Source organism: Streptomyces sp. DS1-CR2, from assembly GCF_055760475.1.
Map to the genome: position 1 here is coordinate 2,179,415 of NZ_CM147085.1, position 25,852 is coordinate 2,205,266.

Here is a 25,852-nt window from a genome sequence, read left to right on the forward strand (position 1 = left end):
GAGAGCCGGTTACGGCAGGGTGATGAACCTCTCGGCAGTCGCAGGAAGGGTGCCGCCGTTACAGACGTGGCCCGTTGCCGGGACGGTCGTACCGTCGAGCATCTTGGTCAGGTCCACCGCGACCATCTGGGTCGCTCCGCCATTGACCATGAGGGCGATGGCGTGTCCGCCGTTCGGCGACTGGTACGCGATCAACGTGTGCGGATCCAGTCCCATGGAGAAGCCCCCGCCCGTCGCACAGGTGACCCAGTCACTGATGGCCGGGGTGGCTCCGGCACCGGAAGTCGTAGGCAGGGCGACCGCGGTCAGGCCATCCCCACCGAATTCTCCGGTGATGACACCGGTGTGGGTCCCCTGCGCCACTGACGCCGCGGACGCTCCTGCGCTCAGGACCGAGCCGGTCAACGTCTGGACCTGCTCGGGTGCCGCCCATGACCCGGGCGAGCCAGGGGTGAAGACGGCGTTGGGCGCGGTGCCCGGGTTGTTGATGTCCGCGATCTCGACCTGCGACGGGCTACTGAACTCCGCGGGCGCCATGATGATCCCGGTGGAGCAGTCCTCCGCAGCGGAATCGAGTTCCCCGCCGATGGTCACCGGGTGCTCGAAGAACTGCGGCGAGGTGCTGTTCGCCACGTTCACGATCTCGTAGTTGTTGTCCTCCGAGGGGGACAGGACGAGGTTGCGGATGGGATCGACGAGGGGATCCTCGGAGATCTGCCCGCCCGGGTCCTGCGTGGTGAACGGGGGCTCGAACGTGTTGGTCGCGAGGTTGAGGAACTGGAACCCGGCCTTGCCTCCGATGCTCAGCCCGATCAAGGCCTTGTTGTGCACGGCGTCCATCGCGACGCCGGTGGTCGTCGCGGACCCTCCGGAGAAGCTGATCGTGCCCGTGCCCGCATCCGTCAGGGGGTTGGGCGAGACGCTCGGGTCGAGCCCGGTGCCCTTCAGGATGTAGACGTGATTGTTGTTCGCCGTGGCCACGGACTGTCCGGTCACCGAGTTCGTCGCGATGGAGTTGATGACATCGGTACCCGTGGGGATCTGCGTGTTGGTGATGCTGGTGCCCTCGACGTTCACCACGTCGATGCCGGTGGCAGAGCTGCCCCACGCCCCCTTGGGGACGTACGCGGTGACATCGGTCCCGTGGACGTATGCGGAGAGCGACCCCGACGCCTCGCACGATCCCGGAGGGACTGGGTTCGCCGGCTGCCCGCAGACCAGATAGTGGCTGATCTTCTCCGGCTTCCCGTTCGAAGCCAACGGCGCGTGCAGACCCGTGTCCGACGGATAGTTCGGATGACCCGGCGTACCTGTGTAGTCGTAGGTGTCGTAGGCCTCAGTGCCCCCGGCGCCGCGGTGGGCCTTGTGGCGCCCGCCCTCGATGTAGACCGTGAAGTTGGGCGAGTTGGTCGTGAAGCTCAGGTACTTGCCCTTTGCATCGACTGTCGCCTTGAAGGAGGTGGGTCCCTTCGAGTAGCTCTTACTCTTGTCGCCCCGCTTCAGGTGCGACGTATTGATGAACGTCGTCGTTCCCGACGGACATTTCTCGATCTTCCCCGGTCTGTACGACGGCTTGACGTGGTGCGTGGTCGTTGGCGGGCCGGCATGATCACCCCCTGCCGTTGCCCCGGCCGGGATGGCGACAGTCCACAGAGCCGTCGCGGCGCCCAAAGCGCAAAATGCCTTGAATGGTCGCGCTCGGCCAGTTGTGCTCTTCAACTCAGCCCCTCAGTGTCCGGTGAGTTCCCGCATTGCCGGGAACCTCTGCCTCCCGGCCAACGCAGACCCCATGGCTGCAGCTGAGCGCGTGCGGACCTATGTCTGCCTCGTGGCCGAGGTGCACCGATTTTTGAGGAACTTCGACACTTTGTCATCGCCCGAACGTGTAGAAATGGGGCGTTCTGTCCGTTCGACGGGGCTGAGCGTGCCGCGTGCCCTGAGCCCTACGGGACCCGGGCCCCCACCATCCGCAGGACGAGGTCGGCGTACAGCGCGCCGACCTCGTCGGGCGTCCGGCGGCCCTCCGTGTTGAACCAGCGGGCCACGTCGATGCAGAGCGACAGCACGGCCAGCGTGGTGCCCGGGACGTCGGGGACGTCGAACTCCCCCGCCTTCACACCGTCGTTGATGATCTCGCGCACGGTTGCGTCGCTCTCGCGGCGCAGGGCCACGATCTCCGGCCGGTGCTCCTCGCCGAGCGAGTCCAGCTCGTACTGCACGACGCGCGCCGTCAGATGGCGTGCCGCATGCCAGCGGACGAAGGACCGCACGGCCTCGGCGAGCCGCTCGGAGGCGGCGCCCTCCCCGGCGGCCGCGTCCTTGAGGATCTCCAGAGCCTTCTCGTGGCCGATGCGGCTGATGCGCAGGAGCAGGTCCTCCTTGGTCCGGTAGTGGATGTAGAGCGCGGCCGGGCTCATGCCGGCCCGGCTCGCGATGTCCCTGGTGGTGGTCGCGTGGTAGCCGCGCTCCGCGAACGCCTGGACGGCGGCGATCAGCAGCCGCCTGGCCGCGTCCGGGGTGACCTCGGCCCAGGACATGTCGTCCGTGGCAGCCTCGTTCTGGCCGTGCCGCTCCGCGCTCATCGCTCGCTCACATCCTCCCGTGGACAGGACGCACACCATACCCCTAGAGGTGAGCGAGCGCTTAGTTCCGTAGGTCAGGCGGCGGGCTTGAAGGGATCGTGCTCGGCGAGGATCTTGTCGATGCGGGCCTGGTCGATACGGCTGACGACCTGATCGACCTCCTGGCGGTCCCGGATGACCTTGGCGAGCGTGAACGCGGAGGTCGTCAGATAGAGGACGGCGATGGCGAGGAAGCCGCGCACCCAGCCGCTGGCGTCGATGCGGTAGATGCCGACGGCGGTCGCCACGAGCGCGAGCGCGAAGGAGGCGACGGCCTGTCCGTAGAAGGCGTTGGTGGTCCTGTGCTTGACCGGTGTGTCACTCATGGGCGACAGCATGGAGCGGACGGGGGCGCACCCCCATCCGCTCGCGTACTCAGAAACGTACTCAGAAGGCCGATACGCCGGTGAGCGCGCGGCCGATGATGAGCTTCTGGATCTGGCTGGTGCCCTCGTAGAGGGTCATGACGCGGGCGTCGCGCAGGAGTTTGCCGACCGGGTACTCGTCGATGTAGCCGTAGCCGCCGAAGACCTGGAGGGCGTTGTTCGCGCAGCGCACGGCGGCCTCGGAGGCGAAGAGCTTGGCCTTGGAGGCGGCGGTCGCGAAGTCCTCGCCGCGGTCGATGAGGTCGGCGACGCGCCAGGTCAGCAGGCGCGCGGCGTCCACGTCGACGGATATGTCGCTGATCAGCTCCTGCACCAGCTGGTACGAGGCGATGGACTTGCCGAACTGCTCGCGCTCCGCCGCGTATCCCACCGCGGCGTCGAGTGCGGCCTGCGCGATGCCGACGCAGCCCGCAGCCACCGACATGCGCCCCTTGGCGAGCGCCGACATGGCGACGGAGAAGCCCTTGCCCTCCGGGCCGAGCATCGCGGAGGCGGGCACGCGAACGTCCTCGAGGACCAGCTCGGCGGTGGCCTGGCCGCGCAGGCCGAGCTTGCCGTGGATGGTGCGGCGGGTGAGGCCGGGAGTGTCCGTGGGGACGAGGAAGGCGGTGACGCCCTTGTGTCCGGGCGCTTCGGTGGAGCGGGCGAAGAGAAGGACGACGTCGGCCCAGGTGCCGTTCGTGATGAACATCTTGGAGCCGTTGATCACGTAGTCGTCGCCGTCGCGGACGGCCCGGGTGGTGAGGCCGCCGGCGTCGGAGCCGGTGCCGGGCTCGGTGAGCCCGAAGCAGCCGAGGGCCTCGCCGGCCGTGAGCCGCGGCAGCCACTCCCGCTTCTGCTCCTCGGTCCCGTACGACTGGATCGTCTTGGTGACCAGGCCGAGCGAGACGGAGACGATGCCGCGCACGGACGAGTCGCCGCGCCCCAGTTCCTCCGTGACCAGGCAGTACGCCAGGTGGTCGCCGCCCGAGCCGCCGTACTCCTCGTCGATGGTCAGGCCCAGGAAGCCGACGTCGCCGAGCTTCTTGACGATGCCGCGGTCGACCTCTTCGGCGCGGTCCCAGCCGACGACGTTCGGGGTGATCTCGCGCGCCACGAAGTCCCTGGCGAGCTGCTTTACGGCCGCCTGCTCCTCGCTGAGCTCCAGATTCATGGACCACACCTCAGGCATGAGTGAATGAGCAGTAAATTAGCACTGCTAGTTTTTGGTTGACAGCCCTACTATGTGCCGCATGGCCCGACCGCGCAAGCCCCTCCTGAGCAGAGACCGCATCGTCACGGCGGCGCTCTCTCTCGTCGACGCCGAGGGCCTCGCGGCCGTCTCCACGCGGCGTCTCGCCGCCGAACTGGGCGTGAGCGGCCCCTCGCTGTACAACCACTTCCGCACCAAGGACCAGATCCTCGAGGCGGTCGCCGACTCGGTGAGCGCGCAGGTCGACCTGTCGATGTTCGACGCCGCGGACGGGCGCGACTGGCGCACGGCCCTGCACGACTGGGCGGTGTCCTACCGGGCGGCTCTGCTCACGCACCCCAACATCGTCCCGGTGCTCGCCCAGGGGCCTGGGCGCAGGCCCGCGGGGCTCCGGCTCGCCGATGCCGCGTTCGGCTCGATGGTGGACGCGGGCTGGCCCCCGGCGCATGCCACGTCGATCGGCGCGCTCATGCGGTACTTCGTGACGGGCTCCGCGCTCGGTTCCTTCGCCGGGGGCTTCGTCGACGACGAGACGGCGTACGACCCCGCCGACTACCCCCACCTCGGCCAGGCGCACCTGCTCGCCGACCGCCAGAAGCTGATCGACGAGCGGGCCTTCGAGACGGGCCTGCGAGCGCTCCTCGACGGGCTCACGCTGCAGTACGAGCAGGCCGCGGCGCTGCACTGACGTTTCGGCGGCCACCGAACCGTGCCGGGCGCATCCTGGACCCATGAAGTCCAGGGAACCCGGCGCACCGCGCCTCGCCGCGCTCGCCGCACTGATGGCCGACGAGACCCGCGCGGCCTGTCTGCTCGCCCTGCTCGACGGGCGGGCGTGGACCGCCGGTGAGCTCGCGCGGCACTCGGGGGTCGCGGCGTCGACGGCGAGCGAGCATCTGGGCAAGCTCGTCGCGGGCGGCCTGCTCACCGAGGAGCGGCAGGGGCGCCACCGCTATGTGCGGCTCGCGGACGCGCGCGTGGCGGGGCTCGTCGAGGAACTCGCCGCGTACGCGGCGCCGGACGGCGGGGAACGGCCGCGAACGCTTCGGGCCGTGAGCGCGCGGGACGCGATGGCGCGCGGGCGCACCTGTTACGACCATCTCGCGGGCCGTCTCGGCATCGCCCTCACGGACGCGCTGATCCGGCGCGGGGATCTGCGCACGGATACGGGGATCGCACTGACCTCACAAGGGGTGGACCTGTTCGGGGCGTTGGGGATCGGTCTTGAGCGGTCGGGGCGGCGGCCCATGGCACGGGCGTGCCTGGACTGGACCGAGCGCCGGCCGCATCTCGCGGGGACGGCGGGCGCGGCGCTGTGCAGCCACGCGTTCGACGCGGGCTGGGTCGTGCGGATCGGGTCCGAGCGGGCCGTGAAGGTCACGCCGGACGGGGAGCGTGCGTTCGGGGACGCCCTGGGGATCGAGGCGGCGGCGCTGCGCTAGCCGGGAGCGGGCTTCCTGCCGCGATAGGCCCCTTCTTCTCCGCGCACTCTGGCGTACGCGGCGGTGGGCGCGTTCACGGCGACGGCCGCGACGTCGGCCATGGCGGCGGTGGTCGCGCCGTCCGGCGGGCACACGTTCACCTGGCCGTTCGTCCCGACGACGTTCGCCTTCCTGGCGGCGGCCCGGTCCTTCCCCGGGCTGCGCACCTCGGCTCCGGCACCCGCGGTGCCGGAGCCGAGGGCGGCGGGGACGCTCAGCGCGCGGCCGCCCGCCCCGCAAGCACCTTGATGGAGATCAGGGCGATCACGCCGAGCCCGATGATGTAGCCGGAGACGGCCATCGACGTGCCGGTCGCCTCCAGGAGCAGCACCATCACGAACGGCGCGAGTCCGCCGCCGAACACGGCCGCGATCTGGTAGCCGAGCGAGGCTCCCGTGTAGCGCATCTCGGCGGTGAACAGCTCGGCGAACAGCGCGGCCTGCGGCCCGTACATGATGCTCAGGAAGCAGCTGGTGACGAAGGTGCCGACGGCCATCCAGAGCAACGAGCCCGTGTCGATGAGCAGGAACATCGGCACGGCCCACACGACGAGGCCCGCCGCGCCGAGTGCGTAGATCCGCAGCCGTCCGATGCGGTCGGAGAGGGCCGCCGACGCGGGGATCAGGGCGAGCTGGGTGAGGCTGATGCAGAGCGAGACGGTCAGGACGGCCTCGCGCTTCATGCCGAGTTCACGGGTCGTGTAGTCGAGGACTCCCGTGATGATGATGTAGAACGTCGCGGTGTTCACGGCGAAGGAGCCGCCCGCGAGGAAGACCGTGCCGAGGTGTTCGCGCAGGATCCTGCGCAGCGGGGAGCGGGAGCGGTCCGCCTCCGCCTTCGCCAGTTCCGCTTCCGCGGCCTTGAACTCGGGGGTCTCCTCGACCTTCGCGTGGATGTACCAGGCAAGGGCCAGGACGAGCAGGCCCACCAGGAACGGGAGCCGCCAGCCCCACGCGGTGAAGGCGCTGTCGCTGGTGAGGGCGCCGGCGACGAGGAACACGGTGTTGGCGGTCACCACGCCTATGGGGACGCCGAGTTGGACGAGGCTGCCGTAGAGGCCGCGCTTGCCCTCGGGGGCGTACTCGGTGGCCATCAGCATCGCGCCGCCCCACTGGGCGCCGACGGCGAGGCCCTGCACGACGCGCAGGGCGACGAGGAGGATCGGCGCGGCCACGCCGATCGTGTCGTACGTGGGGAGCAGGCCGATGCCCGTGGTGGCGAGGCCCATCAGGGTCAGGGCGAGGACCAGCATGGGCTTGCGGCCGCGCTTGTCGCCGAGCTGGCCGGCGATGACCCCGCCGAGCGGGCGGGCCAGGAAGCCGACGGCGAAGGTTGCGAAGGCGGCGAGCACGCCCGCCGACGAGCTGCCGGAGGGGAAGTAGAGGTCGCCGAGCACGAGGGCGGCCGCGATGCCGAAGACGAAGTAGTCGTACCACTCGACGGCCGAGGCGAGCGCGGCGGCGGTGGCGACCCTTCTTCGGGCGCGGGTCTCGGCTTCGGAGGAAGCGGTGGCTGCGGGGCGAGCGGATGGTGCCGTGTCCATGCGTGCACACTCCGGTGACTACGGGGAGGGGACGATCCGCGGCGCCGCGGTCCGGGGAACATACTGACCGGACGGTACGCGGGTCAACGGGTTGCGCAGCAGCAGTTTTTGCCCGGCCATGGGAAAGCGCGGGCCGCGTGCGGGCAGCCCTGCGACCCCGGCCGCACGGGCGTCCGGGGTCATGGGAATCGCCTGCTTAGAAGACGACCAGCGCTCGTCCTCCCTTGCCCGCGACCATGTTGTCGAAGGCGGCGGGGATCCCGTCGAGGGCGATGTGTTCGGTGACGAGCGCGCTCAGGTCGAGGCGGCCCGCGCGGATGTGCTCGGCCAGGACCGGGAGGTCCTTCGCCGGGTCGGAGTTGCCGTAGACGCAGCCCGAGAGCGTGCGGCCGAAGTGGAAGAGCTCCAGGGCGTTGAAAGTGACCTGCTGGTCCTTGCCGCCGATGCCGACGACCGTGGTGCGGCCGCCGCGCCGCGTGGACTCCCACGCGGTACGGATGGTCACGGCGCGGCCCACGCACTCGACCGCGACGTCCACACCCTGCTTGCCGGTGAGGCCGCGGATCTCGCGTGCGGTGGTCTCACCGGCCACGACGTAGTCGGTGGCGCCGGCCTTGCGGGCCAGCTCCTCCTTCTCCGGCGAGACGTCCACCGCGATGATCTTCGAGGCGCCGGCGATACGGGCCGCCTGGAGCGTGGCGAGGCCGACCCCGCCGACGCCGAACACGGCGACCGTCTCGCCCTCGCGGACCCGCGCCGAGTGGTGCACGGCGCCGTATCCGGTCAGGACGGCGCAGCCGAGGAGGGCCGCGTCGGTGAGGGGGACGCCCGCGGGGGCGCGCAGGACGCAGTTCGCGGCGACCACCGTCTCCTCGGCGAACGCGGCGACGTTCAGGCCGGGGTGGAGGTCGCTGCCGTCGTCGGAGCGGTGGGCGTACACGGAGCCCGCGCCGGTGAGGGCATCGGCGCACAGCCACACCTCGCCGAGCGAGCAGGCGTGGCATTTGCCGCACGCGGGCGCCCAGTTGAGGACGACGCCGTCGCCGGGTGCGACATGGGTGACGCCCTCGCCGACGGAGACGACCGTGCCGGCGCCCTCGTGGCCGAGCACGGCGGGGACGGGCACGCGCATCGTGCCGTTGGTCAGGGACAGGTCGGAGTGGCAGACCCCGGCGGCGGCCAGCCTGATGCGGATCTGGCCGGGGCCGGGTTCGGGCAGGTCGATCTCCGTGATCTCCAGGGGGGAGCCGACAGCGGGCAGTACAGCGGCACGGACCATGAGGCGCGGAGCTCCTAGAACTGGAGGGCTGGCTAGAACTGGAGAGACTTGGTCTGGAGGTACTCGGACAGGCCGTGCGCGCCCAGCTCGCGGCCGACGCCGGACTGCTTGTAACCGCCGAACGGGGCAAGGGGGTTGAAGCGGCCGCCGTTGATGTCGACCTGGCCGGTGTCCATGCGGCGCGCGAACGCGACCGCCTCGGCGTCGTCGGCCGCCCAGACGGCGCCCGCGAGGCCGTACACCGTTCCGTTGGCGATGCGCAGGGCGTCGTCCTCGTCCTCGTAGCGGATGATCGAGACGACCGGGCCGAAGATCTCCTCCTGGGCGATGGTCATCTCGGGGGTGACGTCGGCGAAGACGGTCGGGCTGACGAAGTAGCCCTGCTCGCGCGGGGCTTCGGGGCCGCCGGCGACGAGGCGGGCGCCCTCGGCGACGCCCTTCTCGATGTAGCCGCGCACGCGTGTGTGCTGCTTGGCGTTGACGAGCGGGCCGATGCGGTCGCCGTACTTGGCGGCGGCCTCGGCGGCGAGCGCGACCGCCTCGTCGTACTGAGAGGTGTGGACGAGCATGCGGGTCCAGGCGCTGCACGTCTGGCCGGAGTTGCCCATGACGTTGGCGATGCCGACACCGACCGCCTTGGCGAGGTCGGCACTCGGCAGGATCACGTTGGCGGACTTGCCGCCGAGTTCGAGGGCGACGCGCTTGACGGCCGCGCCCGCGGCGCTGCCGATCTGCTTGCCGACGGCGGTGGAGCCGGTGAAGGAGACCAGGTCGACGCCCGGGTGCCCGGCGAGCGCCTGGCCGGCGACGGGGCCGAGGCCGGTGACGAGGTTGAACACGCCCGCGGGGATGCCCGCTTCGTGGACGGCCTCGGCGAAGAGCTGGGCGGTCAGCGGGGTGTCCTCGGCGGGCTTGAGGACGACGGTGCAGCCCGCCGCGAGCGCGGGGGCGACCTTGGCGACGATCTGGTGGAGCGGATAGTTCCAGGGCGTGATCGCGCCGACGACACCGACCGGTTCGGCGTAGACGGTGGAGTTGCCGACCTTCTCCTCGAAGGCGTACGAGGCGGCGAGTTCGGCGTACGAGCCGGCCACCAGGATCGGCACGCCCGCGTGCACCATCTGCGAGAACTGCAGGGGCGCGCCGAGTTCGGCGGTGACCGTCTCGGCGATCTCGTCCTTGCGGGCGACGAGGACGTCGCGCAGGGCGGCGATCCTCGCGGCGCGTTCGGCGGGCGGGGTCGCGGCCCAGGCGGGGAGCGCCTCGTGGGCGGCGAACACAGCGGCGTCGACGTCCTCGGCGACGCCCGCCGGGACACGGGCGATGACCTGCTCGTCGGCCGGGTTGACCACCGCGATCGTGTCCGTGCCCGCGGCGACCCGCCACTCGCCGCCGATGTACATCCCGTCGTGGGCCTTCATCGCAATCCTCCCGAGGGTGCCGTGGCTACGGTGTAGTCGATCCGCGCCCCAAACTAGCGCCGTTAGTTTTTGGGCGCCAGAGACGCCCGTCACCCTGCCAGTAATTCCTCAGTAACGGTGCCTCTCCAGAGTCCGGGCCATCCGTACCGTTCCCGGAGTTCCCGGAGTTCCCGGAGTTGCCGGAGTTCCCGGAGGATCACCCCCGATGCACCCGTCACGATCGCCCCGGCGCAGACCCGCCGCGTGGGCGGCGGCCGCACTGGGCGTAGCTAGCCCCTCCGGCGTTTGAGCAGCGGGGTCCGGGGCGGAGCCCCGGTTCGGGAAGGGGCGGGCCTGGGGAAGAGACCCCGCCCGGAGGACCCCCCACTCCCACCCCGCAGACCGACCCCAGCCGCCCCCACCAGCAACACACCCAGCATCAGGAACGGCGCCGCAACCCCAGCAACTCCCGCCACAAGACCGGCGGCGGCCGGCGCCGCCACCTGCCCCAGCCGGTTGCCGGTGAGCCGCAGCGCAAGCGCCGTCGACCGGGCCTCATCAGGCGCAGCCTGGACGACCGTGGTCATCGACAGCGGCTGCCCGACGCCCAGGCAGAACCCGAGCACGGCAAGCATCAGAGCGAGCGCCCACACCGGCACAGGCAGCGCCATCCCCGCACACATGACCCCGCCGACCAGACAGGTGGTCGCGAGGAGCGCCGCACGGCCGAGGCGCCGCAGCATCGGCGTCATCACAAGGCGGCAGGCGATCGTGGCGGCCGCGCGCAGGCTCAGGAGCAGGCCGACGACGGACGGCGCGATCCCCCGATGCTCGCCGACGACGGGCAGATACGCCGTGAGGATGTCCGTCGCGGACAGGACCGCGAGGGAGATGAAGATGCCGCCGGGCACACCCCGGCTGCGCAGGATCCGGCCGACCGGCACGCGCGGCCCGGCAGGTGCGGCCGCACCCGTCGTCGTACGGGAGTGCTCGATGCGCCACAGCGAGGTGAACGAGACCGCGGCGACGGCGGCCGCGACGAGCAGTGCGAGCGCAGTCGTCGCCCCCAGGTCGGGCCCGCCGATGAGCGCGCCCGCGGCGATCGGCCCGATGAGCTGACCGAGGGAGGCGCCGATGGTGAAGTGACCGAAGTTGCGGTCCTGTTCGGCCGGAGCGGACTGCCGGGCGACGATCGACTGCGCGCCGATCACGAACGACAGATGGCCGAGGCCCATCACACCGCTCCACGCGGCCATCGCGGCAAGGGAGTCGGCCGTGCCGCTGAGCGCGCAGCCGCCGGCGATGAGGACGACGCCGACGGGCAGCAGGGGCGCGCACCGGCCGTGGTCGGTGCGGCGGCCGAGCGGTACGGCCGCGAACAGCGGAAGGAGCGCGTACACGCCCGCGATCACACCGATCGCGCGCTCGTCCGCGCCGAGCGCGAGAGCCCGGTAGGAGACGGCCGGCCGCGCCATCGACACCGCCCCCTGCGCGAAGCTGAAGGCGATGACGAGGCGGAGCAGCCAGCTTCTCCTGCCGGGCTCCGTAGTGAGACTCATCGGGGTCAGAGGATCCCGAAGACGAATCCGGCGCCGAGGATCACCAGCGCGGTGAGCGCGGCCCATTTGACCGTGAATTTCGTGTGGTCGCCGAACTCGACCTTGGCCATGCCGACGAGGACGAATACGGCGGGGACGAGCGGGCTCGACATGTGCAGCGGCTGGCCGATGAGGGAGGCTCGGGCGATCTCGAGGGTGGAGACGCCGTGCGCGTTCCCGGCCTCGGCGAGGACGGGCAGGATGCCGAAGTAGAAGCCGTCGTTCGACATGAAGTACGTGAACGGGATGGACAGGACGCCGGTGACGAGGGCCATGTGCGGGCCCATCCAGTCGGGGATGCCGCCGACGACCCACTTGGCCATGTGGTCGACCATGCCGGTGCCCTGGAGGACGCCGGTGAAGACGGCGGCGGCGAAGACCATGCCGGAGACGTTCAGGACGTTCTCGGCGTGGGCGGCGAGGCGGGCCCTCTGCTCGGGCATGTGCGGGAAGTTCACCGTGAGGGCGAGCGCGGCGCCGAGGATGAACAGGACCGGGATCGGCAGCCACTCCATGATCATCGCGGTGAGCAGCGTGACCGTCATGAGCGCGTTGAACCAGTAGAGCTTGGGGCGCAGGGTGGCGCGGTTCGGGTCGAGGGCGGCGAAGGTCTCGCCGTCCTCGTTCTCGTACGAGGGCGCGTCGGAGCCGGAGCCGGAGCCGCCGGAGGCCTTCTTGCCGGAACCCGTACCGCCGGAGGCGCCGGCGCCCACGAGCACCTTCTCGTCGGACGTCTCCGTGACGGTCTCGGTGACCTCGTCGAGGGAGAGGTAGCCGAGGCGCTTGCGCTCGCGGCGGCCCAGGACGTAGGCGAGGGCGAAGACGAAGAGCAGGCCGACGGCGAGCGCCGGGATCATCGGCACGAAGATGTCGCTGGCGTCGAGCTTCAGCGCGGTCGCGGCGCGGGCGGTGGGGCCGCCCCAGGGCAGCGTGTTCATGACGCCGTTGGCGGTCGCGGCGACACCGGTCATCACGATCAGGCTCATCTTGAGGCGCTTGTACAGCGGGTACATCGCCGAGACGGTGATCATGAAGGTGGTGGAGCCGTCGCCGTCGAGGGAGACGATCGCCGCGAGCACGGCGGTGCCGACGACGATGCGGACCGGGTCGGCCTTCGCGAACTTGAGGATGCCGCGCACGATCGGATCGAAGAGGCCGACGTCGATCATCAGACCGAAGTAGACGATGGCGAACATCAGCATCGCCGCTGTGGGTGCGAGGTCACCGATGCCTGCGACGACGTAGTCGCCGAGCTTGGCTCCCTTGCCCACGAAGACGCAGAAGAGAGCCGGAATGAGCACGAGCGCCGCGATCGGCGACACCTTCTTCATCATGATCAGCACCAGGAAGGTGGCAATCATGACGAATCCGAGGATCGTCAGCATGAGGTTCCTATCGTTCGCCGTCGAACTTTCGCCTGAGGTGGCGGTCAGCGAGACGCTAGGGCGCGAACATCAGCGTTAACAAGATGTTGACGTGCGAGCAATAAGCGCAAAACTCCAGGTCACAGGATCGAGGATGTGGCCGACCTAACGTTCGCCCGTCACTGCCCGGGAAACTCGTCCCGGACTTGCTGCTCGCGTCGTCGATGGCTTCGACGGAGCCCGGCTGCGTCCAGCCCTACGCGCTGAGCGCGAGGGCAGGGGCCTGTGACTCGGCCCCGCGAACCCATGCCCACCAACCGCGTGCGGCGATGTTCTGGGACGCATTCAGGTCGGCATGCTCAACGAAGCCGCAGACCCGGCAGGCGAACTCGGACTGGGAAGGCCGGTTGCGCCGGTCGATGTGATGGCACTGGGAGCACTCCTGGCTGGTGTAGGCCGGATCGACGTACACCACAGGAACACCGGCCCGTTTTGCCTTGTAGACGATGAACTGACTGAGCTGACGGAAGGACCAGGAGTGCAGTCTGACGCGTTGAGGCTTCCTTAGCCGTACCCGTTCACGAATGCCCGTGAGGTCTTCCAGGGCGATACCGTGTCCGGTGCGTTGGGCCTTCGCCACAATGCACTTGCTGATCTTGTGGTTGATGTCTCGAGCACGCCGGGCTTCCTTGCCCGCGTGCTTCTTCGCCCGCCGTTTCGCGGACTTGGTGTTCTTCTGCTGGAGCTTGGAGCGCAACTTTCCGTCGCGCTCGCGGGTGCGGTTGATGCGGCGGCCGCCGTACCGGACACCGGTAGAAACGGTCGCGATGTTGACGACGCCGAGATCCACCCCGAGAAACCCGTCCGGTGCGGCATTCGGTTCCGCCTCGGGGACTTCACACGTGGCCACCAGATACCAACTGCCGTTCCGGTAGAGCAGATCGGATTCACCTTTGCGATGGGCAGCCAAGAACGCGAGGTGATCGGGAGCGCCCGTGAAGCCAATGCCCTTCAGTCGCCCACGGGTGGTCCAGATCGAGACCGTCCTCTTGTCCGTCTGCCAGGACAGGCAGCGATCGTCGAACGGCTGCGCCGCCCCTGGCCGGAAGACGACCGGCTTGCCGAGAGCGGCCTCGGTGCTGCGCTTGCTCGCTCGCCTGGCGTTCAGCTTCGCCGCCAGCGCGGTATAGGCATCGGCCACCTTGCGCACCACATGCAGCGCGGGCTGCGCTGACAGACCCCGCGCCTTCAACTCCGTGTACGCCGAAGCCTGCAGTGCCGCACGTGACGTGACGCCTGCGGCATGTGCCTGCCGGGAGAGCCAGTTCGCTGCCTCGTTGCAGGCCTGCAGGGTCTCCTCAAGCGCCAACGCCTGCACAGACGTTGGCAGCAGCTTCACCCGCACGACCAGCTTCACAGGCAAGACGCTATCCGTACGCGCACCACCGGGCATTCGAACATGCAAAGTCCGCGCCAAGCGGGCCGACACCGGACGCCACTCCTTGCCACAAGGGCCTCAGTCCAGCACCCGCGCCAGATAAGCCCGCAGAAGCTCCCGCGTCTCCGCGATGACTTTCTCGTCGCCCGCCGGGTCGAGCCGGAACGCGAGGCGGACCAGGGCGTCCGCCGATTCCACGGCGACGAGGAACGTGCGCCGCAGGGTGTCGTCGGGCGTGCGGTCGAGGTGAACGGCGAGCAGGTCGGTGAGGCGGTCGGTGAGGCGGTGGTTGGGCCCGGCGTCGGCGCCGACGGGGATCTGGTTGCCGAAGTCGACGAGGGAGAAGCCGGGAGCGGTGCGCTTCATGGCGAGGTACTCGTCGAGGACGGCGTCCATCGCGGCGCGCCAGTCGCCCGCGGAGATCCCGGCGAGGCGCCGGGCGATCCGCTCGGCGTAGCGCTCCAGGTTGCGTTCTGCGAGGGCGTCGACGAGGGCGCGTTTGTTGCCGAAGAAGCGGTAGACGGAGCCGATGGGCACTCCGGCGCGGCCGGCCACGGCCCGGGTGCTGAGCTCGTCGTAGCCGCCTTCGTCGAGCAGCTGCGCGCAGGAGTCGAGTATGCGGCTGAGGCGTTCGGCGCTGCGCTGCTGGACGGGGGCGCGGCGCATGGAGGCGGTGTGGGGTACGGGGTCCACGGCTGTCACCCGCCCCCGGTTCCGGCGCTCACGAGCGCCCCGCGGTGCGCGGCGGCGTACGGGGCCACCCCCGTCCACGGCAGTCCCGGCGTCGTCCACGGCATGCCCCGGAGAGTAGAGGACTGTTCAGCTTCGCGGAGAGCTCTTGCGCAAGGAAAAGGGGAATCCTACGGTTGAGCATAGGAATCATGGACGAGGGAGCGACATGCGTGACGCGAGGAAGACCGCCGAGGGGCTTGCCTACCTCTCGGGCTTCGGCAACGAGCACAGCTCGGAGGCGGTGCCCGGCGCTCTGCCCCATGGACGCAACTCGCCGCAGCGCGCCCCGCTCGGTCTGTACGCGGAGCAGCTGAGCGGCGCCGCGTTCACCGAGCCGAGGGCGCACAACCGGCGTTCGTGGCTGTACCGGATCCGCCCCTCGGCCGCGCACCCGGCGTTCGTACGGGCGGACAACGGCGCGCTGCGCACCGCTCCCTTCACCGAGTCCGTCCCCGACCCCAACCGGCTGCGCTGGGACCCGCTGCCCGAGCCGGCCCCCGGCACGGACTTCCTGGCGGGCCTGTGGACGCTCGGCGGGAACGGCGACGTGACCCAGCGCACCGGGATGGCTGTGCACCTCTACCACGCCAACTCCTCCATGACGGACCGGGTGTTCAGCGACGCGGACGGCGAGCTCCTGATCGTCCCCGAGCGCGGCGGGCTGCTGCTGCGCACCGAGTTCGGCCAGCTGCACGTGGACCCCGGCCATGTCGCGCTGATCCCGCGCGGGGTCCGTTTCCGCGTCGAACTCCTCGACGGCGAGGCGCGCGGCTACGTCTGCGAGAACTACGGCTCCCCCTTCCGGCTGCCCGACCTGGGCCCGATCGGCGCCAACGGCCTGGCGAACGCCCGGGACTTCATGGTCCCCGTCGCCGCGTACGAGGACACCGAAGGGCCGGTGGAGGTGGTGAACAAGTTCTGCGGAAACCTCTGGCGCGCCACATACGACCACTCGCCGCTCGATGTCGTCGCCTGGCACGGCAACCATGTCCCGTACGTCTACGACCTGCGCCGTTTCAATGTCATCGGGTCGATCAGCTACGACCACCCGGATCCGTCGATCTTCACGGTCCTCACCTCACCGAGCGATACTCCCGGGCTCGCGGGCGTGGACTTCGTCGTGTTCGCGCCGCGCTGGCTGGTCGGCGAGGACACGTTCCGGCCGCCGTACTTCCACCGGAACGTGATGAGCGAGTACATGGGCCTGATCGAGGGCGCGTACGACGCCAAGAGGGCCGGCAAGGGGGGCTTCGTTCCGGGCGGTGGTTCGCTGCACAACATGATGTCGGCGCACGGCCCGGACCGTGAGACCTTCGACAAGGCGTCGGCCGCCGAGCTCGGGCCGCAGAAGGTCGACGACGGGCTCGCCTTCATGTTCGAGACCCGGTGGCCGGTGACCGCGACCGCCCAGGCGGCGCAGGCCGATCACCTCCAGCGCGGCTACGACGACGTGTGGAGCGGCCTCGAACGGCACTTCAGGCCGTCGCACTGAGCCCGTTGCACTGAACGCGCCCGACCGATACGGATAGCCCCGTGACCTCTTTCGCCCCGGACTCGATCGTCCTGAATCGCAAGCTGCCGCTCTGGTATCAGGTGTCGCAGTCCCTGCGCGCCTCCATACTCGGGCGCTCCCCCGACGACCCGCTGCGCCTGCCCACCGAGGAACAGCTCGCGGGGCACTACGGGGTGAGCGTCCTGACCATGCGGCAGGCGCTCAAGGAGCTGGAGGACGAGGGGCTCATCACCCGGCACCGCAGGCGCGGCACCTTCATCGAACCGGCCGCGCTGCGGGGAGCGCCGGTGCGCCTCCTCGGTTCGGTCGACGCCATCGTGGCCCAGCAGTCGGGCATGACGACCGAACTGCTCGACCACGGCACGGTGCCGGTGCCCGTCGCGTTCGCCGAGCACTTCCCGGGGGCCGGGACCGTGGCGACGTACCACCGGCTGCGCTGCGACGAGAAGACCGGAGAGCCGACGAACCACGCACGCAACTACATCAGGACCGACCTCGCCGACCGCGTCGACCTGGCCGACCTGGTGCGCTGGCCGATGACGAAGGTCCTGCGCGACGTCGTCGGCGTGCGCATCAGCCGGATCACCGACACCGTCGAGGCCCGGCTGGCGGACCCGGAGACGGCCCGGCTCCTCCAGGTCCCGCTGCTCAGCCCGATCCTGCACTACACGGGCATCACGTACGACGAGGACGGCCGGCCGCTGGACGTCGCCGTCATCCACTACCGCGGCGACCGGTTCTCGTTCACGGTCACTCTCGACGCGCACTGACCGCGTCGTACGATGCCGGACGTGACGCCCGACAGCCTCGAAAGCCTTGTTGACGCGCCGCTGCTCGCGGACCTCATGCCGTGGTCCGTCGCGCCCCTGCGCCTCGGCCGCGGCTGGCCGCTGGCCCCGGACCCGGCCTCCCTGAAGGCCCGTTGGTCCGCGTTCGTGAAGGCCGAGGCGACGGAGCGCGAGTCACTGCTCGAACCGAGCCGGGCGCGCACCCTGCGCACGGCCGTCGCCCAGCTCCCCGGCCGGCGCACCCCGACGGACGACCTGACCCACGCCGACGGTCCCTGCCCCGAGCCCGTCCGGGTGCTGCACGCCCCCTTCGACGAGCAGTGGCTGATACCGGACCACCGGCTGATCGACGCGGCCCGCCCGGAGCTGTGGCGGGTGGCCGACGAGAGCCAGCTGTTCGTCGTCGAGCAGGGGTTCGTGCCCGGGGCGGGCGGGCCCGCGGTGCTCGCCTGCGCGATCCTGCCCGAGGGCCGGTCCCCCGCGGGACGCCCCGGCCGCATCCGCCCGCTGTACCGGCGCCCTGGGGGCCTTGAACCGAACGTCACGCCTGGTCTGCTCACCGAGCTCTCCGGCCGTTTCGGGCACGAGGTGGGGGCGCGCGACCTGCTCGCCTGGATCCTCGCCGCGGCGCGGCCCTCCCCGCAGGGGCCGCGGGTCCCGCTCCCGGACGACGCCGGACGCTGGGCCTTCGGCACGGCCCTCGGCGAGCGGATCCTGTGGCTGCTGCGCCGCGGCGCCGACGGCGACCGGCCCAAACTCCCCGGCGGCCGCCGCCCGTATGTGCGCGCCCCGCTCCCGGACCGCCCCGCCGAGCTGCTCTACGACCGCGAGGAGCAGGCCCTGCTCATCGGCGACGGCCGTATCTCCCCGGTGCCCGCCGAGGCCTGGGACTTCGAGGTGAGCGGGGTACGGGTGATCGAGCAGTGGTTCGCCCGCAGGACCGCGGCCCCCGAGCCGGGGACGCTGGCCGGGATCCGCCCCGGCGCCTGGCCGCAGCCGTGGACGTCGGAGCTCCTGGAGATCGTCACGGTACTGGCGCTGCTCACCGAACTGCGCGCACAGCAAGAGGAGTTGACGGCGGACCCCGGCGCGTCCATCACCGCGACGGATCTGCACGAGGCTCGCGTCCTGCCGCCGGCGCCGGCCACCCGCAGGCCCGCCTCGGTCCTCGACCATCACGAGGAGGGCCCGGGCGGCCAGTTCGCGCTCCTGTGAGACGCGGCGCTTCCCTCGCGTTCAGGAGGAAACGAACCCGTCGAGCGTGCGCCCGAGGGCACGCTCGAAGGCCGCCTCCATGTCGACGGGCCCGGTGCTCTGGGCACGCGATCTGTTCGGCAACGCCCCCGTGCCCGGTGGCTCCTCGTGGCCGGTGGCGCACCCGGTGGCCGGCTCGCTCGCCTGGTGCGCGGTGCTGCTCGCGGTGTGCGTGCCGCTCGCTGTCCGCCGGTATACGACCGGCGGACGCTGAGCGAACTGCGGGCCGCTCGGACCGCGCTACTTCTGCGGGGTCAGCTCGGGTCCGAGGGAGGAGAACTTCTCCTGCGAGACGACCCGCCGGGGCGGCCAGGTGATGTTGTCCGGCGGCCACTTCTGCCCGGTCTTCTTCAGGAACCAGGCCGGCGGCTCGTACATGGGCGGCTCATAGCCGTCCGGCAGCGCCGTCTTCCACTCGACGTCCTTGGTGCGCTGCTCGAACTCGTCCTTGAGTGCCTTGAGCCGCTCGGGCTGCGTGATCAGGTCGACCGCCGTCGCCGCCAGGTACTTCGCGGCGGCGATCACCGCGGCCTGACCGGGCGCCGCGGCGGCGCACGCCGCGGTGGACCAGGTGTGGAACTTGCCGCCGATCGGGGCGAGCGCGGCACCCATCGACACGGTCGGCACGTTCCAGCTGATGTCGGCGACGTCCGTCGAACCGCCGCCCAGGAACACGGGGTTGGGCGGGGTCAGTTCGGCGACCTTGTCGTGCATGCCGACCTCCGCAAGCCCCAGGGACTTCTGCAGGTCCTTCGCCAGCTGGTGCGCCTCGGCGGTGAACGCGGGCGGGCCGATCTGCCGCATGTTGTCGTACAGCAGTTCCGCGGCCGCCTTGTTGGGCAGCTGGTTCCAGCAGGCGGAGGTGATGCGGTGCTGCACCTTGGTCTGCGAGGCCTTGGCGGCGGCCTCGGACAGTTCGCGCTCCTGTGAGAGGCGGCGCTTCCCTCGTGTTCAGGAGGAAACGAACCCGTCGAGCGTGCGCCCGAGGGCCCGCTCGAAGGCCGCCTCCATGTCGACGGGCCCGGTGCTCTGGGCACGCGATCTGTTCGGCAACGCCCCCGTGCCCGGTGGCTCCTCGTGGCCGGTGGCGCACCCGGTGGCCGGCTCGCTCGCCTGGTGCGCGGTGCTGCTCGCGGTGTGCGTGCCGCTCGCTGTCCGCCGGTATACGACCGGCGGACGCTGAGCGAACTGCGGGCCGCTCGGACCGCGCTACTTCTGCGGGGTCAGCTCGGGTCCGAGGGAGGAGAACTTCTCCTGCGAGACGACCCGCCGGGGCGGCCAGGTGATGTTGTCCGGCGGCCACTTCTGCCCGGTCTTCTTCAGGAACCAGGCCGGCGGCTCGTACATGGGCGGCTCATAGCCGTCCGGCAGCGCCGTCTTCCACTCGACGTCCTTGGTGCGCTGCTCGAACTCGTCCTTGAGTGCCTTGAGCCGCTCGGGCTGCGTGATCAGGTCGACCGCCGTCGCCGCCAGGTACTTCGCGGCGGCGATCACCGCGGCCTGACCGGGCGCCGCGGCGGCGCACGCCGCGGTGGACCAGGTGTGGAACTTGCCGCCGATCGGGGCGAGCGCGGCACCCATCGACACGGTCGGCACGTTCCAGCTGATGTCGGCGACGTCCGTCGAACCGCCGCCCAGGAACACGGGGTTGGGCGGGGTCAGTTCGGCGACCTTGTCGTGCATGCCGACCTCCGCAAGCCCCAGGGACTTCTGCAGGTCCTTCGCCAGCTGGTGCGCCTCGGCGGTGAACGCGGGCGGGCCGATCTGCCGCATGTTGTCGTACAGCAGTTCCGCGGCCGCCTTGTTGGGCAGCTGGTTCCAGCAGGCGGAGGTGATGCGGTGCTGCACCTTGGTCTGCGAGGCCTTGGCGGCGGCCTCGGAGATCGCGATCACCTTGTCCAGCAGCACCTGGACGCGGGCCGTGCTGCCCTCGCGCACGTAATAGGAGATCTCGGCGATCTCCGGGGTCACGTTCGGGATGTCGCCGCCGTTGTTGATGACCCAGTGCAGGCGCGCGGCCGGAGCCATGTTCTCCTCGCGCAGGAACTCCGACATCGTCGCCATCATCACGGCGGCGTCCAGCGCCGACTTGTTGCCGAGCGGGGTGCCGCCGTGGCCCGCGACGCCGAGGAACGTGAAGGTGACCGCGGTCATGGCGTTGCTGGTGCCCCAGCCGGTGGCGTTGGCGGTGGAGGGGTGCCAGTCGAGGAACGCGTCGAGCCCGTCGTACACGCCCCTGCTGACCGCGTACGTCTTGCCGATCAGCGCCTCCTCGGCCGTCGAGCCGAAGAACTTCACCGTGACCGGCAGCTTGTGCTTCTTCGCGGCCTGCGCGACCGCCGCCGCGGCTGCTGCCGCCGCGGTACCGAGCGCACTGTGCCCACAGCCGTGGCCGGGCCCGTAGCTCGGGGAGAAGGGGTCGTGGATGTACTCGCGCGGATCGTGGTGGCCGACGCCCTTGTTCTGGGAGAGCCCGGGCAGCGCGTCGTACTCGCCGCTGAAGCCGAGGACCGGGCCGCCGCTGCCGTACGAGAAGGTCGCCGTGAACGCCGTCGGGAAGCCGGCCGTGCCGAACTTGACGTCGAATCCCGCCTTTTCGAGGAATCCGGCCTCGGCGACCGAGGAGTTCCACTCGCGCAGCGAAAGCTCCGCGTGCTCCCAGATCTCCTCGTTCAGGCCCGTGATGCGGGAGGAGTTGGAGGTGATCCAGCCGAGGGCGGAGGACTTGGCGGGGCTGTCCTCGGCGAGGCCCTCGGGCGCCTTGTACGCACCGGCCTCCTCGACGATGGAGTCGGCCGCCGCGGCCATCGCCGGGTCGGCCTCGGCGGTCATGGCGGCGGTCACTCCGGCCGCGCCGAGCAGTTGCATGATGCGGCGCCTGCTGAGCTGCGGGCCGGCGGCGGTCTGAGCCGTCCCGTGCTCATGCTCGTGCTGGTCGTGCAGGTCACACACGCGCGTACCTCCGAGGGGTGAGGTTTCCGTGTACAGGCCAAACGATCAGGATCAGGCGCAACATTGGCCCCGGAACATTGCCCCGTCAACATCCGTGCATGACAAACCTGTTACGCACCGGACAGGGGTAACTGCGTGCGGCGACGTCCGCGGGGGCGGTCAACAGGTCCCGGAACGGCGGGAAACCGGCCGCGCGGAGGGCACGCGTGAGAGGGCGGAGGGCACGCGTGAGAGGGGGGAGGGGCACGGCGGCGCAAGGCTGACGTAGGTGCACGGCGGCGCGCACCGGGAGGGTGCGGCTCACATGCCGTGTCGGCGCGCGTCGGCGCGGATCAGTGCCGTTTCAGTGCCGGGCGGCCCGATGGGGCGAGCGGTGCTGGGGTGACAGGAGAGACCTGTCCCGCGTCAGACGACCATGCCTGGGTGACGCCGCATGCCGTGGGGATGACGGTGGCGGAGTTCGCGGCGCCGTGCCGGTACGGCATGGTCGCCTGAGCGCGGGACCGGGCTGTGCCGGTGATGACCACCTGTCAGCGGCGGCCGCCGAACAGCGAGCGGCGCAGTCGCCGCAGTGGTGCGAAGAGCGAGACCCGGCTCACTCGCGCGCCCCTGCTGCTGCGCTCGTGCGCGACGTCACGCGAGGTGAGCTCACGCATCAGCGACGTCGCCTCGGCCGCTTCGCGCTGCGGGACGGCGGGACCGCCCAGCACCGAGAGATGGCGGTCGAGACGCGTGCTGGTCGCACTGCTCCCGCAGGTGATCGCAGGCACACGTGCCCTGCTGCGCACTGTTATCTGTTCCATGTCACTCCCCACCCGTACGAGGGCACCCGGCCCGGGCAGGTTAACCCTATCGCCCCGTGGTGACACTCGTGTATCCCGGTCGCAGGATTCACCTCCCCTATAAGGAGGTTGACGATTACTCGCCGAATCCAACTGATTCCAGGGCGAGTTGGACATGGCGGGCATGAATGAGCGCGTCCGGAACGTGGGCGATCTCACGGACACTGGGCTAGCTTTGTGGAGAATCGCACCGCTACGGATGGGGGGCTCCCGTGAGCGAGAATCCGGGCAGTCGAGGGGCCAGCGAAGCGCGGGTGATCGCGGGGCGGTACCGGCTGCTGAGCCCCCTGGGCGAGGGCGGAATGGGCACCGTCTGGCGCGCCCGCGACGAGGTCCTGGGCCGTGAGGTCGCCGTCAAGGAGGTACGCGCCCCGGCCGGGCTCCCGACGGGCGAGGTCGACCGGATGTACGCGCGCCTGGAGCGGGAGGCCTGGGCCGCGGCCCGCATCTCGCACCGGAACGTGGTCACCGTCTACGACGTGGCGACGGAGGACGGCCGCCCCTGGATCGTGATGGAACTGGTGCGCGGGCTCTCCCTCTCCGACCTCCTGGACGCCGAGGGCCCGCTGCCCCCGCGGCGCGCCGCGCACATCGGGGCCGAAGTGGTCGCCGCACTGCGTGCCGCGCACGAGGCGGGCGTTCTGCACCGGGATGTGAAGCCGGGCAATGTACTGATCGCGAACGACGGGCGCATCGTCCTGACGGACTTCGGCATCGCCATGGTCGAGGGCACGTCGGCGATCACGATGACGGGCGAGGTGATCGGCTCGCCCGAATTCCTCTCACCGGAACGGGCGTTGGGGCGCACACCGGGACCCGAGTCCGACCTGTGGTCGCTCGGGGTCCTGCTGTACGCGGCCGTCGAGGGACAGTCACCCTTCCGGCAGGAGACGCCGCTGAGCACGCTGCGGGCGGTCGTGGACGAGGAGCTGCCGCCCGCCCACCGCGCGGGGCCGCTGGCCCTCGTCATCGAGGGGCTGCTGCGCAAGGACCCGGCCGAGCGGACGTCGGCGGCCGATGCCGAGCGCGATCTGCGGCAGGTGGGCGCGGGCGGCACGCCCCGCGCGGGCACGGTCTCGGCGTCCCCGGAGTCGGCGCCGACGCAGACGTCCTGGCAGGGGACGCCGCCGGCGCCGGTTCCGGCCGGATTCGGCTCGGGGCACGGCACGACGGCCTCCCCGGATCCGGCCACGACGCCTCCGGAGCGCCCTCGTCGCTCCGTCGCCGTCCTGCTGGCCGGTGTCGTGGCGCTGCTTCTGGCGCTTGGCGGGCTCACATACGCGCTGATGAACCGGGGTGACGGGAACGACAACTCCGGCGGGAGCGGCGGGAGTTCCGGCGGGAGTTCCTCCGGCGCGTCGCGCAGCCCCTCGGACGATGATTCGAAGGGTGGCGGTGGCGGCTCGCCGAGCGGGGACGACGGCAGCGGCAAGGGTGGCGGAGGCGAGCATTCGACGCCGCAGCAGTCCGTGCGGGTCAGCGTCTCGGCAGTGCGCGGGAGTTACAGCGGCATCTGCCCGCCGCCGGGAGGCGAGGCTCCGGCCTTCAGGGCGACGTTCACGGTGGGCCGCGTGCCCGTCGACGTCCAGTACCGCTGGGTGACGGAGAGCGGCGAGTCGAGCGACCCGGAGTGGAAGACGCTCAGCTTCGCGTCCGGCGGCCCGAAGACCAGGTCGGTCGACCATGTCGAGACGGGCCACACGGACGGGGCCACACTCCACAACCAGGTCAGCGTGGAGGTGCGCGACCCCGTCCGTGCCACGTCGAACTCGGTGGCGTACACGGTGACGTGCAAGACGGAGTCCCCTACGGGCGGGACCTCTCCCTCGCCTTCACCGTCGTACTAGGTACGCAGACGTACGCAGACGTACAGGTGGTACTAGGCGGCCGCGCTGAACACGGGGAGGTAGCCGCCGGACTGGCCGGCCGCGGTGGGGTGGTAGGACTCGCTGGGGTCCAGCCAGTTGACGCTGTGCAGCCAGGCGCTGCCGGAGCAGATCTCGTGACCGGTGAAGGTCGAGGTCACGTTGCCGAACGCGAAGCCGTGGTCGGCGGCCCGCTTGGCGGTGGTGGAGTTGATCAGGTCGGCCGCGCCGTTGATCGCGGCGCGCTCGGTCTCGGTCAGGCCCGCGACGCAGGAGCCGTTGAGCTGGTAGAAGCGCGGGTATCCGAGGACGACGACATGGGCGGCCGGTGCCCTCGCGGTGATCGCGGAGTACACCGAGTCGAGCTGGCCGGGCAGGGTGTTCTGGATGTACGCCTTGGCCTCGTTGACGCGGGCGACACAGGTCGACTCGGACTGCAGGACGCAGGTGGTCATGACGTCCGCGAAGCCCGCGTCGTTGCCGCCGATCGAGAGCGAGACGAGGCCGGTGCCGGAGTTGATCGGGCCCAGTTGTCCGGAGAGAACATCACCCGTACGGGCGCCGGAGCAGGCGGTGAAGCTGAAGCTCGAGGGTGAGTGGGAGGCCGCCCAGAGTGCGGGATAGGCCTTCGTGCTGCGCTTGCAGGAGCCGCTGGAGCTGTCGTAGCTGCCAGCACCCACGCCGGACGAGTACGAGTCGCCGAGGGCCACATAGCCCGTGGCCGCTGCCTGTTCGGACGCCTGGGCCGCGCTCGCCCCGGTGAGGGCGACGCCGGCCGCGAAGAGGATTGAGGTCACGTACGCCGTAATTCGGAAACGTCTCATGAAAACCTCCGTTAGCAGGATCTCTGCCACAACTGTGGTAGCACGCCCCACAGTTCACGGGAAGTGTCCATGTCAACCTTTTCTCGTACGCCTCACGGGAGTTCGCCCGTCGTTCGATTGCAGGTGCATGTCAGGCTTATGACATACCCTCAACTTCCTTGCGCTACGCCCGTAGACCGGCCAGTCCCAACTGCCGCTGTGTGAACGTGAGTTCCTTCGCGGCGCACCAGGTCTCCGGGGAACGTGCGTATGACATCTGCACACTCCCTCCGCACCTTGACTGGGGCCCCGGGACTGCGCGACATTGAAGCCCGGCATCCGGCGCTTCGGGGGGCAAAGTCGCCAATGCAGACCATCGGCATCAAGCCACCGTCATCAGACAGAGCACCGTCACCTGCGCAGTCGGGACGCAGCAGGGACGTATCACCCCTGACAGCAGGGGTCGCCGCCGCCGTCGGAGGGGTCGGCGCGGTACTGGCGCTCGCGGACATCTCGTCGCCGTTGCGCGGCCCGTTGACGCTCTTCTTCCTGATCGCGGCGCCAGGCGCCGCGATCGGTTCGGCGCTGCGCGGACTCGATCCGTGGGGCCGCTGGATCTGTGCCGTCGCGGGAGCGGTCGCGCTCGACCTGCTCGTGGCCGAGGCGATGCTCGCCACGCACCGCTGGTCGGTGACCGGCGGGGTCGTCACGATCGCGGTGATCAGCGTCGTCGGCCTCGTCGCACCCATGGTCCCCGCGCGGCGGCTCCTCGGCCGCGCACCGGGAAGGCGGGACGCCTGA

At 70.5% G+C, this 25,852-nt stretch carries 23 protein-coding genes and 2 pseudogenes; 10 read left to right on the plus strand and 15 right to left on the minus strand.

Annotated features, from left to right (window positions below):
- Positions 1-9: 9 nt before the first annotated feature.
- The 4 genes from ACY0PA_RS10830 to ACY0PA_RS10845 all read right to left on the minus strand — a co-directional run bounded on the left by ACY0PA_RS10830 (position 10) and on the right by ACY0PA_RS10845 (position 4,160).
- Positions 10-1,671, minus strand: a complete 1,662-nt coding sequence (locus tag ACY0PA_RS10830; RefSeq protein ID WP_473084432.1) for a hypothetical protein — start codon at positions 1,669-1,671, stop codon at positions 10-12.
- 272 nt (positions 1,672-1,943) lie between these two features.
- Complete coding sequence (locus ACY0PA_RS10835; protein ID WP_473084433.1) at positions 1,944-2,582, minus strand: TetR/AcrR family transcriptional regulator; 639 nt, start codon at positions 2,580-2,582, stop codon at positions 1,944-1,946.
- A 74-nt stretch (positions 2,583-2,656) separates the two neighbouring features.
- Positions 2,657-2,947: a YiaA/YiaB family inner membrane protein gene (locus ACY0PA_RS10840; RefSeq protein ID WP_100598166.1), complete on the minus strand. Its 291-nt coding sequence runs from the start codon at positions 2,945-2,947 to the stop codon at positions 2,657-2,659.
- A gap of 61 nt (positions 2,948-3,008) precedes the next feature.
- Positions 3,009-4,160, minus strand: coding sequence for an acyl-CoA dehydrogenase family protein (locus tag ACY0PA_RS10845; protein ID WP_473084434.1), 1,152 nt, complete (start codon positions 4,158-4,160; stop codon positions 3,009-3,011).
- A gap of 79 nt (positions 4,161-4,239) precedes the next feature.
- On the opposite strand from ACY0PA_RS10845, the gene ACY0PA_RS10850 reads away from it, so the two are divergent.
- From ACY0PA_RS10850 to ACY0PA_RS10860, 3 genes are all read left to right on the plus strand, one after another.
- Positions 4,240-4,887, plus strand: coding sequence for a TetR/AcrR family transcriptional regulator (locus ACY0PA_RS10850; protein WP_473084435.1), 648 nt, complete (start codon positions 4,240-4,242; stop codon positions 4,885-4,887).
- Between the two features lie 43 nt (positions 4,888-4,930).
- Positions 4,931-5,641, plus strand: coding sequence for an ArsR/SmtB family transcription factor (locus ACY0PA_RS10855; protein WP_473084436.1), 711 nt, complete (start codon positions 4,931-4,933; stop codon positions 5,639-5,641).
- Positions 5,642-5,704: 63 nt separating this feature from the next.
- The gene (locus ACY0PA_RS10860) at positions 5,705-5,929 is read left to right on the plus strand and encodes a hypothetical protein (protein ID WP_473084437.1); all 225 of its coding nucleotides are present in this window, start codon (positions 5,705-5,707) and stop codon (positions 5,927-5,929) included.
- Here ACY0PA_RS10860 and ACY0PA_RS10865 read toward each other — a convergent pair.
- The 7 genes from ACY0PA_RS10865 to ACY0PA_RS10895 form a co-directional block, all read right to left on the minus strand.
- Complete coding sequence (locus ACY0PA_RS10865) at positions 5,895-7,223, minus strand: MFS transporter (protein ID WP_473084438.1); 1,329 nt, start codon at positions 7,221-7,223, stop codon at positions 5,895-5,897. The two genes, ACY0PA_RS10860 and ACY0PA_RS10865, sit on opposite strands and share 35 nt — an antisense overlap.
- Positions 7,224-7,419: 196 nt before the next feature.
- Positions 7,420-8,502, minus strand: coding sequence for a Zn-dependent alcohol dehydrogenase (locus tag ACY0PA_RS10870; RefSeq protein WP_473084439.1), 1,083 nt, complete (start codon positions 8,500-8,502; stop codon positions 7,420-7,422).
- Between the two features lie 32 nt (positions 8,503-8,534).
- Positions 8,535-9,923, minus strand: a complete 1,389-nt coding sequence (locus ACY0PA_RS10875; RefSeq protein WP_473084440.1) for an aldehyde dehydrogenase family protein — start codon at positions 9,921-9,923, stop codon at positions 8,535-8,537.
- 269 nt (positions 9,924-10,192) lie between these two features.
- Positions 10,193-11,461: an MFS transporter gene (locus ACY0PA_RS10880; protein WP_473084441.1), complete on the minus strand. Its 1,269-nt coding sequence runs from the start codon at positions 11,459-11,461 to the stop codon at positions 10,193-10,195.
- A 5-nt stretch (positions 11,462-11,466) separates the two neighbouring features.
- Positions 11,467-12,885 (minus strand): CitMHS family transporter, encoded by a 1,419-nt coding sequence (locus ACY0PA_RS10885; protein ID WP_473084442.1) that lies wholly within the window; start codon positions 12,883-12,885, stop codon positions 11,467-11,469.
- A 235-nt stretch (positions 12,886-13,120) separates the two neighbouring features.
- Positions 13,121-14,281, minus strand: coding sequence for an RNA-guided endonuclease InsQ/TnpB family protein (locus ACY0PA_RS10890; protein WP_473084443.1), 1,161 nt, complete (start codon positions 14,279-14,281; stop codon positions 13,121-13,123).
- Between the two features lie 99 nt (positions 14,282-14,380).
- A complete protein-coding gene (locus ACY0PA_RS10895; RefSeq protein WP_454405619.1) occupies positions 14,381-14,995 on the minus strand; it encodes a TetR/AcrR family transcriptional regulator in 615 nt (204 codons plus the stop codon).
- Positions 14,996-15,200: 205 nt separating this feature from the next.
- On the opposite strand from ACY0PA_RS10895, the gene hmgA reads away from it, so the two are divergent.
- From hmgA to ACY0PA_RS10915, 4 genes and pseudogenes are all read left to right on the plus strand, one after another.
- The gene (gene hmgA / locus ACY0PA_RS10900) at positions 15,201-16,526 is read left to right on the plus strand and encodes a homogentisate 1,2-dioxygenase (RefSeq protein WP_473084444.1); all 1,326 of its coding nucleotides are present in this window, start codon (positions 15,201-15,203) and stop codon (positions 16,524-16,526) included.
- Between the two features lie 41 nt (positions 16,527-16,567).
- Positions 16,568-17,317 carry a GntR family transcriptional regulator gene (locus tag ACY0PA_RS10905; protein WP_473084445.1) on the plus strand — a complete coding sequence of 250 codons (750 nt, stop codon included), beginning with the start codon at positions 16,568-16,570 and terminating at the stop codon, positions 17,315-17,317.
- A 12-nt stretch (positions 17,318-17,329) separates the two neighbouring features.
- Positions 17,330-18,550 (plus strand): type ISP restriction/modification enzyme, encoded by a 1,221-nt coding sequence (locus tag ACY0PA_RS10910; protein ID WP_473084446.1) that lies wholly within the window; start codon positions 17,330-17,332, stop codon positions 18,548-18,550.
- Positions 18,551-18,656: 106 nt separating this feature from the next.
- Positions 18,657-18,803 (plus strand): annotated as a pseudogene (locus ACY0PA_RS10915) (ABC transporter permease); the annotation flags it as partial.
- Positions 18,804-18,829: 26 nt separating this feature from the next.
- On the opposite strand, the gene ACY0PA_RS10920 reads toward ACY0PA_RS10915, so the two are convergent.
- Entirely contained in the window at positions 18,830-19,468 is a 639-nt protein-coding gene (locus tag ACY0PA_RS10920; protein WP_473084447.1) for a hypothetical protein, read from the minus strand.
- 157 nt (positions 19,469-19,625) lie between these two features.
- Between ACY0PA_RS10920 and ACY0PA_RS10925 the strand changes: the two are divergent.
- Positions 19,626-19,772, plus strand: a pseudogene (locus ACY0PA_RS10925) (ABC transporter permease); the annotation flags it as partial.
- A gap of 26 nt (positions 19,773-19,798) precedes the next feature.
- Here the strand turns inward: ACY0PA_RS10925 and ACY0PA_RS10930 are convergent.
- Entirely contained in the window at positions 19,799-21,541 is a 1,743-nt protein-coding gene (locus tag ACY0PA_RS10930; RefSeq protein WP_473084448.1) for an amidohydrolase, read from the minus strand.
- A gap of 530 nt (positions 21,542-22,071) precedes the next feature.
- Complete coding sequence (locus ACY0PA_RS10935; RefSeq protein ID WP_473084449.1) at positions 22,072-22,344, minus strand: hypothetical protein; 273 nt, start codon at positions 22,342-22,344, stop codon at positions 22,072-22,074.
- A 251-nt stretch (positions 22,345-22,595) separates the two neighbouring features.
- On the opposite strand from ACY0PA_RS10935, the gene ACY0PA_RS10940 reads away from it, so the two are divergent.
- Positions 22,596-24,230 (plus strand): serine/threonine-protein kinase, encoded by a 1,635-nt coding sequence (locus ACY0PA_RS10940; protein WP_473084450.1) that lies wholly within the window; start codon positions 22,596-22,598, stop codon positions 24,228-24,230.
- A gap of 32 nt (positions 24,231-24,262) precedes the next feature.
- Here the strand turns inward: ACY0PA_RS10940 and ACY0PA_RS10945 are convergent, their stop codons facing one another.
- The gene (locus tag ACY0PA_RS10945; RefSeq protein WP_473084451.1) at positions 24,263-25,072 is read right to left on the minus strand and encodes an SGNH/GDSL hydrolase family protein; all 810 of its coding nucleotides are present in this window, start codon (positions 25,070-25,072) and stop codon (positions 24,263-24,265) included.
- A gap of 345 nt (positions 25,073-25,417) precedes the next feature.
- On the opposite strand from ACY0PA_RS10945, the gene ACY0PA_RS10950 reads away from it, so the two are divergent.
- On the plus strand, positions 25,418-25,852 hold the full coding sequence (locus ACY0PA_RS10950; protein ID WP_473084452.1) for a hypothetical protein: 435 nt from the start codon (positions 25,418-25,420) through the stop codon (positions 25,850-25,852).

Excerpts from the sequence above, each read along its gene's own strand:
- ACY0PA_RS10945 (WP_473084451.1), bottom strand. The coding sequence starts at position 25,072 with ATGAGACGTTTCCGAATTACGGCGTACGTGACCTCAATCCTCTTCGCG.
- ACY0PA_RS10845 (WP_473084434.1), bottom strand. The coding sequence starts at position 4,160 with ATGAATCTGGAGCTCAGCGAGGAGCAGGCGGCCGTAAAGCAGCTCGCC.
- ACY0PA_RS10880 (WP_473084441.1), bottom strand. The coding sequence starts at position 11,461 with ATGAGTCTCACTACGGAGCCCGGCAGGAGAAGCTGGCTGCTCCGCCTC.
- ACY0PA_RS10950 (WP_473084452.1), top strand. The coding sequence starts at position 25,418 with ATGCAGACCATCGGCATCAAGCCACCGTCATCAGACAGAGCACCGTCA.
- ACY0PA_RS10910 (WP_473084446.1), top strand. The coding sequence starts at position 17,330 with ATGCCGGACGTGACGCCCGACAGCCTCGAAAGCCTTGTTGACGCGCCG.
- ACY0PA_RS10875 (WP_473084440.1), bottom strand. The coding sequence starts at position 9,923 with ATGAAGGCCCACGACGGGATGTACATCGGCGGCGAGTGGCGGGTCGCC.
- ACY0PA_RS10840 (WP_100598166.1), bottom strand. The coding sequence starts at position 2,947 with ATGAGTGACACACCGGTCAAGCACAGGACCACCAACGCCTTCTACGGA.
- ACY0PA_RS10935 (WP_473084449.1), bottom strand. The coding sequence starts at position 22,344 with ATGGAACAGATAACAGTGCGCAGCAGGGCACGTGTGCCTGCGATCACC.
- hmgA (WP_473084444.1), top strand. The coding sequence starts at position 15,201 with ATGCGTGACGCGAGGAAGACCGCCGAGGGGCTTGCCTACCTCTCGGGC.
- ACY0PA_RS10865 (WP_473084438.1), bottom strand. The coding sequence starts at position 7,223 with ATGGACACGGCACCATCCGCTCGCCCCGCAGCCACCGCTTCCTCCGAA.
- ACY0PA_RS10855 (WP_473084436.1), top strand. The coding sequence starts at position 4,931 with ATGAAGTCCAGGGAACCCGGCGCACCGCGCCTCGCCGCGCTCGCCGCA.
- ACY0PA_RS10850 (WP_473084435.1), top strand. The coding sequence starts at position 4,240 with ATGGCCCGACCGCGCAAGCCCCTCCTGAGCAGAGACCGCATCGTCACG.
- ACY0PA_RS10885 (WP_473084442.1), bottom strand. The coding sequence starts at position 12,885 with ATGCTGACGATCCTCGGATTCGTCATGATTGCCACCTTCCTGGTGCTG.
- ACY0PA_RS10870 (WP_473084439.1), bottom strand. The coding sequence starts at position 8,502 with ATGGTCCGTGCCGCTGTACTGCCCGCTGTCGGCTCCCCCCTGGAGATC.
- ACY0PA_RS10835 (WP_473084433.1), bottom strand. The coding sequence starts at position 2,582 with ATGAGCGCGGAGCGGCACGGCCAGAACGAGGCTGCCACGGACGACATG.